The organism is Streptomyces sp. NPDC006743 (assembly GCF_040703815.1).
Taxonomy (GTDB): domain Bacteria; phylum Actinomycetota; class Actinomycetes; order Streptomycetales; family Streptomycetaceae; genus Streptomyces.
The window spans coordinates 1-14,356 of the sequence record NZ_JBEYJA010000012.1 but is presented as its reverse complement, the minus strand read 5'-3'; the positions used below and the strand labels follow the sequence as shown (position 1 = coordinate 14,356).

The 14,356-nt window shown below is 69.9% G+C and carries 13 protein-coding genes and 1 pseudogene; 10 read left to right on the top strand and 4 right to left on the bottom strand.

Going from position 1 to position 14,356, the window contains the following annotated elements; genetic code table 11:
• A complete protein-coding gene (locus tag ABZ719_RS13055; RefSeq protein WP_366725269.1) occupies positions 1-705 on the top strand; it encodes a nucleotidyltransferase domain-containing protein in 705 nt (234 codons plus the stop codon).
• Positions 706-753: 48 nt separating this feature from the next.
• Here ABZ719_RS13055 and ABZ719_RS13050 read toward each other — a convergent pair whose 3' ends face one another.
• Positions 754-1,707 carry an FAD-dependent oxidoreductase gene (locus ABZ719_RS13050; protein WP_366725268.1) on the bottom strand — a complete coding sequence of 318 codons (954 nt, stop codon included), beginning with the start codon at positions 1,705-1,707 and terminating at the stop codon, positions 754-756.
• 10 nt (positions 1,708-1,717) lie between these two features.
• The gene (locus tag ABZ719_RS13045; protein WP_366725267.1) at positions 1,718-3,163 is read right to left on the bottom strand and encodes a carph-isopro domain-containing protein; all 1,446 of its coding nucleotides are present in this window, start codon (positions 3,161-3,163) and stop codon (positions 1,718-1,720) included.
• 203 nt (positions 3,164-3,366) lie between these two features.
• Here ABZ719_RS13045 and ABZ719_RS13040 point away from each other — a divergent pair, with 203 nt between their 5' ends.
• Genes ABZ719_RS13040 through ABZ719_RS13000 form a run of 9 tightly spaced genes read left to right on the top strand, consistent with a single transcriptional unit; the run spans position 3,367 to position 12,618 of the window.
• Positions 3,367-3,891, top strand: coding sequence for an ATP-binding protein (locus ABZ719_RS13040; RefSeq protein ID WP_366725266.1), 525 nt, complete (start codon positions 3,367-3,369; stop codon positions 3,889-3,891).
• A gap of 45 nt (positions 3,892-3,936) precedes the next feature.
• On the top strand, positions 3,937-5,247 hold the full coding sequence (locus ABZ719_RS13035) for a glycosyltransferase family 4 protein (RefSeq protein WP_366725265.1): 1,311 nt from the start codon (positions 3,937-3,939) through the stop codon (positions 5,245-5,247).
• The gene (locus ABZ719_RS13030; protein ID WP_366725264.1) at positions 5,244-6,242 is read left to right on the top strand and encodes a D-2-hydroxyacid dehydrogenase; all 999 of its coding nucleotides are present in this window, start codon (positions 5,244-5,246) and stop codon (positions 6,240-6,242) included. Before ABZ719_RS13035 ends, ABZ719_RS13030 begins: the two co-directional genes overlap by 4 nt.
• Positions 6,243-6,245: 3 nt before the next feature.
• A complete protein-coding gene (locus ABZ719_RS13025; protein WP_366725263.1) occupies positions 6,246-7,355 on the top strand; it encodes a radical SAM protein in 1,110 nt (369 codons plus the stop codon).
• Positions 7,355-8,473, top strand: coding sequence for a hypothetical protein (locus tag ABZ719_RS13020; RefSeq protein ID WP_366725262.1), 1,119 nt, complete (start codon positions 7,355-7,357; stop codon positions 8,471-8,473). Before ABZ719_RS13025 ends, ABZ719_RS13020 begins: the two co-directional genes overlap by 1 nt.
• A gap of 17 nt (positions 8,474-8,490) precedes the next feature.
• Positions 8,491-9,282 carry a radical SAM protein gene (locus ABZ719_RS13015; protein WP_366725261.1) on the top strand — a complete coding sequence of 264 codons (792 nt, stop codon included), beginning with the start codon at positions 8,491-8,493 and terminating at the stop codon, positions 9,280-9,282.
• Between the two features lie 17 nt (positions 9,283-9,299).
• Positions 9,300-11,015, top strand: a complete 1,716-nt coding sequence (locus ABZ719_RS13010) for a carbamoyltransferase C-terminal domain-containing protein (RefSeq protein ID WP_366725260.1) — start codon at positions 9,300-9,302, stop codon at positions 11,013-11,015.
• Positions 11,016-11,020: 5 nt separating this feature from the next.
• Entirely contained in the window at positions 11,021-11,635 is a 615-nt protein-coding gene (locus tag ABZ719_RS13005) for an HD domain-containing protein (RefSeq protein ID WP_366725259.1), read from the top strand.
• On the top strand, positions 11,632-12,618 hold the full coding sequence (locus ABZ719_RS13000) for a glycosyltransferase (RefSeq protein WP_366725258.1): 987 nt from the start codon (positions 11,632-11,634) through the stop codon (positions 12,616-12,618). The genes ABZ719_RS13005 and ABZ719_RS13000 overlap by 4 nt, the downstream gene beginning before the upstream one ends.
• Positions 12,619-12,625: 7 nt before the next feature.
• On the opposite strand, the gene gltX is transcribed toward ABZ719_RS13000, so the two are convergent.
• Entirely contained in the window at positions 12,626-13,999 is a 1,374-nt protein-coding gene (gltX, locus tag ABZ719_RS12995) for a glutamate--tRNA ligase (RefSeq protein WP_366725372.1), read from the bottom strand.
• 107 nt (positions 14,000-14,106) lie between these two features.
• A pseudogene (locus ABZ719_RS12990) lies at positions 14,107-14,356 on the bottom strand (hypothetical protein); the annotation flags it as partial.

Genomic DNA, 14,356 nt, shown 5'->3' with positions numbered 1-14,356 from the left:
ATGGATGCGATCGAGGCCGCACGCGCCGTCGTAGACGAACAGCACCCCGATGCGCGCGCCGCGTTCCTGGGCGGCAGCGTCGTGACGGGCCGCCGAACGGCCACGTCGGACCTCGACGTCGTGGTCCTGCTCCACGGAGCCCCAGCCCCCTACCGGGCGAGCCTCCAGTACGCCGGCTGGCCAGTGGAGATGTTCGTGCACACCGAGGCGACGTGGCACGCCTATGTCGAACGGGAGCTGCGCAAGCGCCGGTCACCGCTGCTGTGGATGTGTGCCGACGGGCTGCTGCTCTTCGACACCGATGGACTCGGAGCCCGCCTCGCCGCACAGGCCCGGAAGCTGACTGCCGCCGGACCACCCCCGGTGTCGTCGGAAGAGATCGACGACCGCCGCTACGCGATCAGCGACCTCCTGGACGACCTCGCGAGAAGCCACGACCAGAGCGAGCTTCTCTTCATCGCGACCGAACTGGTCCGACGCACCGGTGAGCTGGCACTGGCCGTTGGCGGTTCGTGGGGTGGCGGTGGGAAGTGGCTGGCACGCCGTCTTGAGACGACCGCGCCAGGACTCAACACACGCCTCCACCACGGCCTACAGGAAGTACTGAGCGGGAGAGTCGAGCCTCTCGTGGCCGTCGTGGACGAGGTGCTCGGGCAGGCCGGCGGCCGGTTGCGGGACGGCTACAAGCGTGCCGGGACTCCCTAAGCGATCCCGCGCTGCGGACGTCGCAACGTCTGTCCTTCCACGTGCAGATCACTTGACGGAGAGCAACGCCCGAGCCTCCTTGGCGCACCCCCACGACAGCGTGACTCCAGCACCTCCGTGCCCATAGTTGTGCACAACCACGGTGCCGTCCTCCCCCACCTCTTCCTCCACACGGACCGTGGCGCGGGTCGGTCGAGCGCCGACCCGGTGCTCCAGGACACGGGCCTCGGCGAGGCGGGGCTCGACCTCGGAACAGCGGGCGAGGATGCCGGCAGCCGCCTTGTCGTCGGGGGCCAGATCGCCCTCGCCGTCGATCGCTGTGCCGCCCAGGACGACGGTGTCGCCGTGGGGGTAGAAGCACAGGAGGTCCGGGGAGAGGCCGGTGTCCTCGGAGAAGAACTCGGTCAGCCCGGGGTTGGTGACGACGACATGCTGGCCGCGGATGGGCCGGAGGTCAGGGTCCGGAACCAGGTCGCGTGCGCCAAGGCCCGCGCAGTTGATGATCGCCGAAGCCGGACCGGCCTCCGAGAACGAGGTCAGCCGTCGCCGCTCGACCACACCCCCGGCGTCGCGGAGCCGGCGCAGGAGGTAGTCGAGGTAGGTGGGCATGTCGATCAGTGGCACGGTGAACCGGTAGCCCGCCGTGAACCCGGCCGGTAGTTCGGCCCGCTCGCACGGTCGGAAGCCAGGCAAAGTGGTGGCCCAGTCCGGCGCGGCCTCGGCCGTGCGGGACGCTTCGATGCCACTGGTGAGCCGGACGCCCGTCGCCGGGTCCTGGGCCAGTTCCCGGAAGATCTCCAGGGACCGTTGTCCCCACTGGTCGACCTTGTCCTTCGGTTCGACCAGGTAAGGCCCCCACATCGCCCCGGCCGCCAGCGACGTGCCCCCCGGCACCTGCTCGGCGATCACGTGCACCGAAGCCCCGGCCTCGGCGAGAACGACGGCCGTGGTGAGCCCAGCCACCCCAGCCCCGACAACGACAACGCGCTCCCCTGCGGTCATGAACCTGACCCTAACGGCCGGGTTGCGTCGATGGGGCGTGTTGGGCGAGGGCGTTCTCCAGGGCTGGCAGGAAGCCGCGCACGTGAGGGTTGCGCTGTCGGCGGCGCAGGTCGGCGGCAAGTTGGTGGAGCAGCGCCGCGCTGCGAGGCGAGCGGACGGCATCGAGGCGGTCGGCGGCGATTCGGCCGATCTCGCAGGCTGCCTCCAGGTCGCCGTGCGCGCTGTGGCCCAGGGCCAGCCAGGCTCCCTCGAACATGGCTCGGCGCTGGCTTGGGTCGCCGCGCGGGACGTCGTACGCCCCGGACCTGAGCATCTCGGTCCCCTGGGCGAGGAAGCGGCGGCTCTTCTTCCCGCTCTCCGCCTTCTGCTGTGCACGACCCATCTGGATGAGGCCGTAACCGGCCTGACAGTCCAGGTGGTTGTCGGTGAGGAAGTACATCCAGCGGGGCTCTTCTTGGCACCCGTCCCGGCTTGCGATCAGTTCGCGGGCAGCGCCACGAGTGTGGGCGAAGTCGTTGTCACGACCGGCGGCGGCGTACGCGTAGGCGAGCCGGGACAGGACGGACGCCCGGACGGCCAGCGGGGCGGCGTCACTCGCACGGCGGGCGGCCTCTCCGAGGGCGATGGCGTCCGCGGGGTGTCCTCGACTCGCCGCCTGGAAGGAGAGGTCGCCCAGGATGTGGGCGCACAGGGGGAGATCGTTTACCTGATGCGCGGCCCGGAGCGCCGTGACGAAGTAGCGCTGCGCCAGTCCGTGGTCGGCCGCGTCGAAGGCCATCCAGCCGGCCAGCTGGCCGATCTCCGCGAGCGCGCGGATCAGACGGCTCGCGACAGCCGGAGAGTGGCCGCCTTCGCGAATCAGCAGCCCAACAGCCCGGAACTGTGCTCCGACGTAGGGCAGATGACGTGCCCCTCCGTGCTCGTCGTCGAGCAACTGGAGCATGGGAAGGTGCTGCTCGACCTGGTCCACGAGCGGATCGGTGCCGAGCGATGACGTCATTCGAGGCGTGTACTGACCGCGTCCCGCGGTGCCGTCGAGGTACTGGGCGACGATCGCGAGGAGTCCCGCGCCCGAGATCGCGAGGAACCGGCGACGGTCGACAAGCCCTCCCATCACCCAGTCCTCCACGATCGCCTCCATGCCCTGCGCGGTCCAAGGTCGCGCGAGATCCGTGTCCGCGGGGACCAGCGCTGACGAGTCGCCCACACGGCCCTGCCACAGTTCGGCCACCGAGACATTCCTACCCAGCTCCTGGGAGAGCACGTAGGCGGCCATCATCGGCAACGGCGAGCGCGGCAGGGAGCCGGCGTCCCGCCAGTGGTACGGCGCCGACTCGGCCACCGTCCCCGCGCCGAACACTCGGTTGAGCTTGCGAGCGAGCGCCTTCGGGCTCCACCCGAGTTCGTCGAGGCACCCCGCCAGTACGACATTGAGCTCGCCTGTCTGCGGTGCCACGTGCAACCACCCTTCGCTCCAGTGGTTCGTCCATCACTTCGCGGGCCCCATGGTGATGCCCCTGGACGGACGATTCACCACCGTCGCATGGAAGTTGACCGAGTTGACCCACTGATCGGGTCCTGTCTGACCGTCCCTCTCCTGTGTTCTTGGATCCCGGCGGAGGCGCCCGTCTTCCGAGCCGACGGAGAAAGAGGTGGGCCTTGAGACAGCACACGAGCACCTCCCCAGGCCGACCGGGCGGTGTGCTGGCCCGTGACGCCGGACGACCAACCTCCGCCCCCGGACACGGGCTTGTCGCTGGCGACGGCACGACCACCCTGATCACGGATCTGCCGTACGGACCGGAAGCGGCCGAGGTCGCCCGGGACGCCGTGACGCTGGCGCTGCGCGGCACGGAGACGGACGTACTTGCCGATGCCCGCCTGATCGGATCGGAGCTCGCGACGAACGCCTTCGTCTCAGGCAGTCCGCCGTTGGTTCTGTGCGTCGACCGCAGGACTCTGGCCAGTGGCGGCCTGGAGGCCGAGATCACCGTCACCGACGGCGGCTGTTCCCGACCCGCGCCTGCTTCTCCTACCGCTCCTGACGAGCAGGCCGAATCAGGACGGGGACTGGTCCTCGTCGATGCCTTGGCCGATGCCTGGTCGCTGACGACTGGCACCAGCGGCTCTCGTGCCTGGTGCCGACTCACCCACAGGCCGGGCTCTTCGTCCGCCGGCGCCTGATGTCCACGCCTGCCCAAACCCGTCCTCCAAAGGAGGCACCACACAGTGCGCATCGACCATGCGACTTCCCCACCCTCACTCACGGCTGTGCCGGAGGCCGCTCGCCAGCCCAGGGTCGTCGTCGCTCTCCACGAGGGCTTCTACGGCGCGGAGTCGGGCACCGGCTTCAGCAACCGCGCCTTCCTCACGGCACTGGCCCGGCTCCTGCCGGCAGGCCGCCTCTCAGTGATCACCCCGCACGTGCCCGAGGCCGCGGGAGCGCACGATCAGCGGTGGGCCGGCGAGGTGCGGCAGATGCTGCGACAGGCCGCAGCCGAGGTCTTCACGATCCCGAAGGTCAACGCGCCGCCGGACTCGGTCCGCGGCTCGGTTCAGCTGTGCGACCTGGCGGGCGAGGCGGCCATGCGCATCGCCGCGCGGGCGAGCCGGTGCCTCCTCGTCGGCCTCGACATCCCGTTCCTCGGGCTCGCGCCCTACACGTCGCCGACCACGGACCTGCTGCTCGTGCCCCGCTCCACGACCGCGCTGACGCGGCCCAAGGACGTCTCCCGCGTCCGCTGGGAGCGGGACGCCCTGCGGGCGGCGACACTCCGAGGTGCGCGCGTCGGGGCCATCTCCTCCCACATGCGAGGCCACCTCGTCGTCAACTACGCCGTCCCTCGGTCGAGCATCGTGAGCATCCCAAACGGACTGATCCGTGAGGAGATGGTCAGGCCGACCACGGCTCTGCCGCTGCCTTTCAAGGCCCGCGCCGGATTCCTTCTCGCCATGGGCCGCGCAGTCCCGACGAAAGGCTTCGAAGATCTCCTGGAGGCGTTGCGCCTGCTGAAGGAACGCGGTGTCCCCGTTCCTCACCTGCTGCTGGCTGCCGTGACCTCGGAGGAACACAAGCACCCCTCCTCGTACCAGCAGGACCTGGCGGCACACATCCGCGCGCACGATCTGGACGCGACTCTGATCACTCGCTTCACCCCCGCGATCCGTGCCTGGCTGCACAGCCCGGCCCTGCGCGCGGTCATCGTTCCCTCTCGCGAGGAGCCCTTCGGCCGGATACCGCTGGAGGCGTTCGCAGCCGGTGCGGGCCCGGTGGTCGCGACCACGGCCGGCGGCCTGGCCCAGACCGTCATCGACGGCGAGACCGGCTTCACGGCCGCACCGCAGGACCCCAGGTCCCTGGCATCCGCCCTGCACCGGGCCCTGACCGTCCTACCTCGAGAACGCGATCGGCTCCGGAGCGCCGGGGCGGCCCTGGTGCGCTCCCGCCACGACTACGAGGCCAGCGTCGGTTCCGTCATGGACCGCATCGCCCCTTGGGCGCTGGCGCGGTCAGCCACCGCGGAGGGCCGCGCGCGATGAACCAGCCGGTGGTGCTGATCAGCCTGGAGTCCCCGCACTCCTTCTGGCGGCTGTCCTCCGAGCATGAGCGTGTGCTGTCCGCCTCCTTCCCCGGCATCGAGTTCCGCAGGGCGACCGAGGAGGCCGTGCCGCACCAGCTGGCCGACGCACACATCTACTTCGGGTGGCGATTCGCGCCCTCGTGGCTGTTCGCCGCGCCACATCTGAAGTGGATCGCTTCCCCGGCCGCCGGCACCGACCATCTGCCCGTCGCCGAGGCGCACTCCGTAGGGGTAGCCCTGACCCGCTCGTACGGCTTCCACGGCAGGCCCATGGCCGAGCACGCAATGGGCCTGGTCCTGGGCTTCTCCCGCGGGCTTTTCATCAGCCAGCGCGTCCAGCGGAACCGCGCCTGGTGGAAGGACGACCTGGCCGAGGAGTTCTTCGACCTGGCGGGGGCGACGATGACCATCGTCGGCTGCGGCAGCGTCGGGCGCCACCTCGCCCAGGCCGCATGGGCCTTCGGCATGAACGTCATCGGAGTGCGCCGGACACCACCTGCGGCTTCCGAGGGCGAGATCACGTGGGTGCACACGACGGCGGTGCAACAGGCAGTGTCCGTCGCCGACGTCGTGGTCAATCTGCTGCCCGCGACCCCTGCCACGCACCGCTACTTCGACCACGACCTCTTCTCGGCGTGCAAGCCCCGCTCTCTCTTCCTCAACCTCGGCCGCGCGGCAACCGTCGACCAGTCGGCCCTCCTGGCCTCCCTCGACACCGGCCACCTGCGCGGTGCGGCCCTGGACGTGTTCGATCCGAAACCGCTGCCTGCACGCCATCCGCTACGGCTTCACCCCCGGGTCGTACTCACCCCGAAAAGCTCGGTGTTCTGCCGCGCGTACATGGACGAGGCGGTGGCGTTCTTCGCCGACAACCTGCACCGCTACCTCTCGGGCCAGCCCCTCAACGGCCTGGCCGAGGCGCCCGCCACCCGCTCTCCGCTCGTAGGAGGCTGACCAATGCCCACCGCAGACCACGACGACCTGGCCGCCGCCTTCGCCGCCGCGGGCCGCAACCACCCCTACCTAGCCTTCACCCTGAACTCGCTGTGCAACCTGGACTGCGTGTTCTGCAAGCCCCGGTGCATGCCGGACTACGGGCACAAGGACCGGCCCCTGACTGCCTCCGACTACGCGGCCATCGCCACCGAGGCCGGGACCTGGAAGATCAGGAAGGCACACTGCTCCGGCGGTGAACCGACCCTCCGAGCCGACATCCTCGACGTCATCACGGGCCTCGCCGACGGCCTCGGGCCTGACGCCGCGATCGGCATGACCAGCCACGGCAACTTGCGCCGTGGGCTGAGCGTCGAACAGCTCCACCACGCCGGCCTGACCTACCTCAACCTCAGCCTCCACAGCCTCGACCCGGCGCGGTCCGCCGCGATCATGGGCGGCGGCGACCCGCGCACCACCCGGAGCACCCTCGACGCCGCACTCTCCCTCGGCCTGCGAGTGAAGATCAACTGCGTTCTTCAGCGCACCTACCTGGACGACGCCTTCGCCGTGGCCGAACTCGCCCGCGACCTGCCCGTCGCCGTCCGCCTGATCGAACTCCAGAACATCGGTCCCGCCCAGGCGCTGTTCGACACCGAGTTCATCACCGAGGCAGAGATCCGCGACCGCCTCCACGAGTGGTTCGCCAACGCCGGCGAAGTCCCCCGGGACCAGCTGGGCGTCCGCAGCCCCGGGCAGTACCTTCGTCCCGACGGCTGGGCAGGGTCGATCGGCTTCATCTCCAACTCCAGCTGCGCCACATGCTCCGACGCCAACCGAGTCAAGATCACGCCCACCGGAGTGGCGCGACCCTGCATCCTGCACAACCGCGACATCCCCCTGAAGCCCCACCTCGCCGACGGCACACTCGGCAACGCCTTCGCCCACCTCTTCCAGGCCATGCTCGACCGCAACACCAACGACGCCTGGCAGGGCTTCCACTACGTCGACTACGACCTGCGCTGGGACCGGATGGAGCGCCCCGAAGGCACTCCGGTCCTGCCCCTGCTCCCCGTCCTCCCCACGGGAGCGGCTGGCCCCGCCTGCGCCCGCGCCTCCACCGGGGAGCGGTGATGGTTGTGGTCGACGCGCCGCCTCTCTACCAGGAACTCGGCGCTCTGTACGAACGCGAGCTGAATGCTCACGGCGTCGGGGCCGTGATGCTCACTCACAAGTGGCAGCCGGCCGACCTCCTGGCACCGCACTCCGACATCGACGTACGCGTCCTCCTTCCCCAGGCCCCCGCCGACTGGGAAGAGTGGAACCACCGCCTGGCCGCTGCACACGCCGCCGCAGTCGACCGGGAAGTCTTCCATCGGCGTCTCGTGGAGCACCCGCCCGGCTTCGCGTTCACCGTGACTGAAGCGGACGGGCGACTCGTCTGTGCGCCCGAACTCGCGACCTGGTCACTGATCAGCGGCAGCGCGCGGGACTTCCAGCGCTGGAAGTCCCGGGCCCAGATGGCGCCCTGGTGCGAGGTCGATGAGCGGTTCTACCGGGGAATCCTCCAGGCCCGGATGGGCGGTCGATACCAGCTGGCTGCGGACAGCACGGACAACGTGGTTGAGGACATCGCCGCGTACCGGCGCCACTGCGTGGCGTGGCACTACCTCGCCCCGTGCTGGTTCGCTGCCGCCGCACTCGCGACACGGACGCGCTGCCCCGGAAAGACGGCGGCCCTCACCCAGTGGCGGCCGGAGGGACTGGACGGATACGCCGAGCTGTTCCTCCGGCACTCAGAGAACCGCTCCGATGTCCGACCGCGGAGCCCGCGCCACCTGCTCCGCGCGGCCCATGTAGCCCTGGAGGCGGCCATGCGCCGCGTTCCTGATGGGGACCGCCCCGACGGCCAGGGGCAGGAGCACGCTCGTAACGACTGGGTGATGACCGCGGGGATGCTCCGCGTACGCGTCGCTCGCTGGGTGTACTACCTCGATCCGCCGCCCGGCGTGGCGACCGAGTACCTGATCCGGCGGGAGGCGAAAGAACTCCGCTCCGCCGCACAAACGCTGACCGCGCTCGCGGCAGACGAGGCGACTGCCGCCCAGCGGCTGGCCGCCCGGATGGCGGCGTTGATCCCCACCGGACCGACCACCGCCGACACCCTGCGCACAACGCTCGCGCGCTGGCACCAGCAGAAGACCACCCTCCAGGACTTCCTCAGCCTCACGCCCGACGACGTCCACCTCTAACCCAAGGAGTCTCGCCAATGACCGCGCGTGCGCCGGTGCCCCGCACCCTCAAAACGGCCAAGGTCAAGATCACCACGAAGTGCAACCGGCACTGCGACTTCTGCATCTTCGCCGACGGCGCCCAGGGCGAGAACATGCCCCTGGAACTGTTCTCCACCATCCTGACCCGGCTGGAGACCATCCCTTTCCAGCAGCTGCACATCAACGGCGGCGAACCCACCGTGCACCGGGACTTCCCGGCGCTCAGCGACGCCGCCCGCACGCGGCTGCCGGACAAGGTCATGGTCCTGGGCACGAACGCCATCACCCTGGCCCGCAACCAGCCGATCATGGACGCGACCCTCCGCTCCTACGACCAGATACTCATCGGCTGCGACGACGAACACGGGAACTACGACGAGGTGCACGCCGTCGTGCCCCGCCTCCGCGAAGCCGGCAAGACCGTGGTCGTCAACAGCGTCCTGGAAGGCATCAGTTCCACCCGGCTCACGCAGCTCGGGGTGCTGTGTGAGAAGTACGGCGCCATTCATGTCACCAACCACGTGCACCACGTCGACGTGGGCCAGCCGGCGAACGAGCTGCGCGGCCTCTGCGACCGCTACCTCGACCAGCACCTGATGATCGAGATGGACGGGTCCTGCTACCGCTGCTTCAACGCCATGGCGAAGGACGACAGCGAGTTCAGCATCTGGGACGAGGACTTCGCGGCCAAGGTGTTCGCGCCGCGCGCGCACCACTTCCGGTTCTGCCTGCGCTGCCACGAGTACACCGACTCCGGCGCCGCACTCGTCCCCGCCCTCACCGTCTGACCGGGAGGTACACCACCATGCCCGCAGTCCTCGGACTGAACTTTCACCACGACACGGCCGCCGCGTTAGTCGTAGACGGCCGCATCTACGCCGCCGAGGAGGAGCGTTGGAGCGGCGTCAAGCACAACCACCCCACCCGCAAGGGCACGCTCACCGCCCCGACCCGCGCGCTCCAGTGGTGCCTGGAGGCCGCCGGCCTCGAACCGGAGGACGTGGACGCCGTCTGGGCCGCCTCCATGCGTCCCAACCCCGCGGCCGGCTGGTGGCTGGCCGAGGAGCGGGAGGAACTCGCCGCCCTCCTGCCCGCGCCGCTCGGCGAACACCTCCGCCTCCTCTCACACCACACGGCCCACGTGCTCTCCGGCTACCTGCTCTCCGGGCACGAGCACGCCGCAGGTCTCGTCATCGACGCCGGCGGCTCCTCCCTGGGCTCCGACTTCGGCCCCGGCCGGGAGCGCATCACCGGGTACGACCTGTGGCCCGATCGCATCGACCGCCTCCACCAGGGCATGCCCGCCATCGTGCCGGGCCCGGTCGGGCCCCGGCGGGTCCACTCCTCCCTCGGGCACTTTTACCGGAACCTCGCCCGGCGGGTGATCCCACCCGGCGACGAGCCCGAAGGCAGCATGATGGCGCTCGCGGCCTTCGGCGATCCCCAGCGCTACGGAACACACATCCGCGAACTGGTCCGGCTCGGCGACGAGGGCGAGGTCCGCATCGACCACCCGTGGGGTTCCGCGGACAGCAGCACACCGCTGCTCCTGGATGGACGGGCGTGGACCGCCGACAACGTCGCGGAACAGCCGGAACACAAGCGTGCCGACCTGGCCGCCGCCGTCCAGGAGGTCTTCGCCGAATCGGTCGTCCACATCGCCCGCCACCTGCAACGACTCACTCGGGCCTCAGCGTTGGTGTTCTCGGGCGGATGCGCCCTGAACTCCCACCTCAACGGCCAGCTGGCCGCCGACAGCGGCTTTGACACCCTCTTCGTCGCACCGGCCCCGCACGACGCCGGCACAGCCGTGGGCGCCGCGCTCTACGGCTGGCACTACCAGCTCGGGCAGGAACGCCTGCCGGTTCCCACCGACGCGGCGTGGGGACCCAACCCAGGCGCGCTGCCAATGACAACAGTGCCGCCCGCCTATCACGCCTTTCCCCACCTCGGGCCCGAACTGGCACCCACAGTGGCGGCACTGCTCGCCGAGCACCGCATCGTCGGCTGGGTGCAGGGACAGCTCGAATTCGGGCCGCGTGCCCTCGGCCATCGCTCGGTCCTCGCTCACCCCGGTCACGCCGCCACGAGGGACCGACTCAACGCGATCAAAAAGCGAGCCGCGTACCGCCCGTTCGCGCCGGCCGTCCTCGCCGAGCACGCCACGGAATGGTTTATGTCGGCGGGCGACCCCTTCATGAACCGCGTCGCCACAGTCCGACGGTGCCGAGCCGACCGAGTCGCAGCGGTCACCCACCACGACGGCACCGCCCGCGTCCAGTCCGTCGCCGCCGACCACCAGGGCCTGCGCGATCTCCTTGAGCATTTCCGCGACCTCACCGGACTGCCGCTGCTGCTGAACACATCCTTCAACCGCAAAGGCGCCCCGATCCTGCGGACCGCTGAGCAAGCCGTGGCTGCGGCGGTGGACCTACGCCTTGACGCCCTCGCCGTCGGGGACACCCTGCTGCTCGCCGATCACGTCCCCGATCCCCGTGCCGCGTCCCTTCGTACGAGGTGAGGCGGATGGACCCCATCGACCTCGACCACGTCCTGACCGTGCTCGGTGCCGCCGCGTGGAGCCCGGACGAGCAGCCCCGCGCCCGCGTGGCCGCCGGCCTCGCGCTCACGGTGTACGACGGCCACACCCGCGACCAGGGCACGCCATACCTGGAGCACCCGCTGGCCGTCGTCAGGCTCCTGCGAACGGAGATCGGCGTCCGCCGCCCCGAGACACTGCTCCTCGCCCTTCTCCATGACGCTTTGGAGGTGTCCCCTGAGTCGGAGGCACTGCTCGTCCACCACCTCGGCGGCTCGTTCACCGCCCGCCTGCGTGCCATGACGGCCGACCACCGCCTCGAACAGCGGAAGAAGTCCGTCGGCGACGAGACCCGCTGGCGCGCGAAGCAGGCCGCGCTCCCGCCCGAGGATCTTCTCGTCCGGCTCGCCGACCGCCTGCACAACCTGCGCGACCTCGCCGCGTCCCCGAACCTCAACCGACGCCGACGGTTCCTCCAGACCCTGGGCGATTTCCACCTCCCCCTCGCCGACGCCGCCCGCGACCTCGGCCCCCATCTGGAGACGATGCACGCGCGACTGCACGCCGAGTACGTCCACCACATACAGGAGGTACGTCCGTGAAACGGGTCGTCTACTCGATGGAGCCGGTCGGCCGGACCGGCGGCCGGGTCTACCTACGGATGCTCCACGAGGTGACGGCCGACGACGTGGAATGGCGCACCGTCCCGGACCACAAGCGGACCTACCGGGTCCGCCGCTGGCGCAAGCTCCGCCACCTCGCCCGCCTGGCCCCTTCCATAGGGGCGCTGCACGGCACCACCGGCACCTTCGTGTGGGACGACCTGAGCCTGCTGCTGTTCACACCCGAGATGCGCGCCCGCACGGTGTTCCTCCTGCACCACTACGAACCGCTCCAACACGACTCCGCCCCCATCGAGGCCATGCTCTGGGAGAGGCTGTTCCGCGTTCTGCCGCAGTGCGCCGCCGTGGTGTGCGTCGCCCCGTACTGGGCCGACCAGCTCCGCGCCCGCGGCGTCCGCAACGTACGGGTGATCTACAACGCCTTCGACATGGCCGAAGTAGAGCAGGCACGCGGTTACGACCGGGCCGAGTGCCGCGCCGAGTTCGGCCTGCCGCCCGACGTGATCGGCGTCTACGCGGGCAAGGCCGTGCACTGGAAGGGAACCGAGGAGGTCTCGGCAGCCCTGGCCGGCGTTCCCGGACTGCGGGTGATCACCAGCGGCAGCAACACCATCGGCCTCGACAGCGCGCACTACGACGTCGAGCGGGAGCGGTACCTGCGTCTGCTGCGCGCCTGTGACGTCGGTGTCTTCCTCCCGCGGATGCGGGAGGGCTGGAGCCGCTGCGCCGCCGAGGCATTACTTCTCGGCCTGCCCTGCCTCATCCGCCCGGTGGCCGGCCTGGGCGACCTCGCCGCGCTGGCTCGCCAGCCGACCCCGGACCTCCGCCGCCTCCCGGCACAGGTCCGGGAGCGCGCGGCGACACGCCACACCGAGGCCAAGGCGGCGTACGAGGCCCTGGCCCGGTTCGACCTGACCTATTTCGGCGACGCCTGGGGCCACCTCCTGGCGGGGGTCGCCTGACCAGCGGCTAAGCCTGCGCGGCCAGCTTCTTGCTGGCGGCGTCCAGACGGGCCAGCACGCGGTCCCGGCCGAGCAGCTCCATGGACTCGAACAGCGGGAGTCCGATCGTCCGGCCGGTGACCGCGACCCGGATGGGTGCCTGGGCCTTGCCCAGCTTCAGCCCGTGCTTCTCGCCGACGGCGAGCAGGACGGCCTTCAGGTCGTCCGCCTTCCAGTCCGCGACGTCGGCCAGCTCGGCGCGGGCGTCCGACAGGATGTCGTCGGCGCCCGCCTTCATCGCCTTGTTCCACGACGCCTCGTCCTCGACCGGCTCGTCGAGGAACAGGAAGTCCACATAGCTGGTGATCTCGGAAAGCAGCGCCAGCCGGGTCTGGGCCAGGGAAGCCGCCGCCTCGAAGACGTCCTTGTCGAACGCCTCCGGCCGCCACGGCGCGTACGGGGCGACGAGCCACGGCGCGCAGGCGGCGGCGAACTGCTCCGGCGACAGGGCGCGGATGTACTCGCCGTTGAACGCCGTCAGCTTCTTCACGTCGAAGAAGGCCGGCGCGGTGTTCACGTCCTCGATCCGGAAGAGCTGCTCCAGCTCCTCGTACGGCCGGATCTCCTGGTCGTCGCCCGGCCCCCAGCCGAGGAGCATGAGGTAGTTCACCATCGCCTCGGGCAGGAAGCCCTCGGCGAGGTAGTCCTCCAGCGCCACCTTGTCCCGGCGCTTCGACAGCTTCTGTCGCTTCTCGTTCACGATCACCGGCAGATGAGCCCACACAGGCGGCTTGGCACCGAGCGCCTCCCACAGCAGCTGCTGCTTCGGCGTGTTCGACAGGTGCTCCTCACCACGGATGACCTGCGTGATTCCCTCATCCAGGTCGTCCACGACGTTGGCGATCAGAAAGACCGGGGACCCGTCGCCGCGGGCGATCACGAAGTCCTCGATCGCGCTGTTCGGGAACGCCGGCTCCCCGCGGACCAGGTCGACCACGACGGTCTCACCCTCGTCCGGCGTCCGGAACCGCAGCGCCCGCCCCTCCTCGAAGGCCAGCCCCCGGTCCCGGCAGAACCCGTCGTACCCGAGGTGCTCCGACCCCGTGCGCTCCTTCAGCTGCTCCCGGGTGCAGTCGCAGTAGTACGCCCGGCCGGCCGCGAAGACCTGCTGAGCCGCTTCCCGGTGCCGATCGGCGTTGTGCGACTGGAAGTACGGCCCCTCGAAGGCTGGGTCCTCACCATGGATGCCGATCGCCGCCAGCGCGCTGATGATGCCTTCGGTCCACTCCGGCTTGTTCCGGGCCGCGTCGGTGTCCTCGATCCGCAGGACGAACCTGCCGCCGGACTGTCGCGCCACCGCCCAGTTGTAGAGAGCGGACCGTGCACCACCGACATGGAACATGCCGGTCGGGGACGGGGCGAAACGAACGCGAACCGGGGCAGTAGACATGCGCTCCAGGGTACCGACGCCGAATACCTTTCCCGGACCACTTTGGTTCGGTACGGCGCTTAGCGCTCCGCGTAGTGCAGGAACTGCCAGGCCAGCACGAATAGGGCAAGCGTCTGCACGATGGAGACGATCAGGAGCAAAGGATGGACGCTTCGGGAACTCCAGAACGCGATCACACAGGCCATCGGCAATGCCAAGTACACGAATAGATCGAGGTTGCGTCCAGGGAAGTGGTGTACGGGTTCGACCTGATCCGGGGGTTTGCTCCGGCATCGAGATGAAGCCCGCATAGACGAACGGCCACCGGCT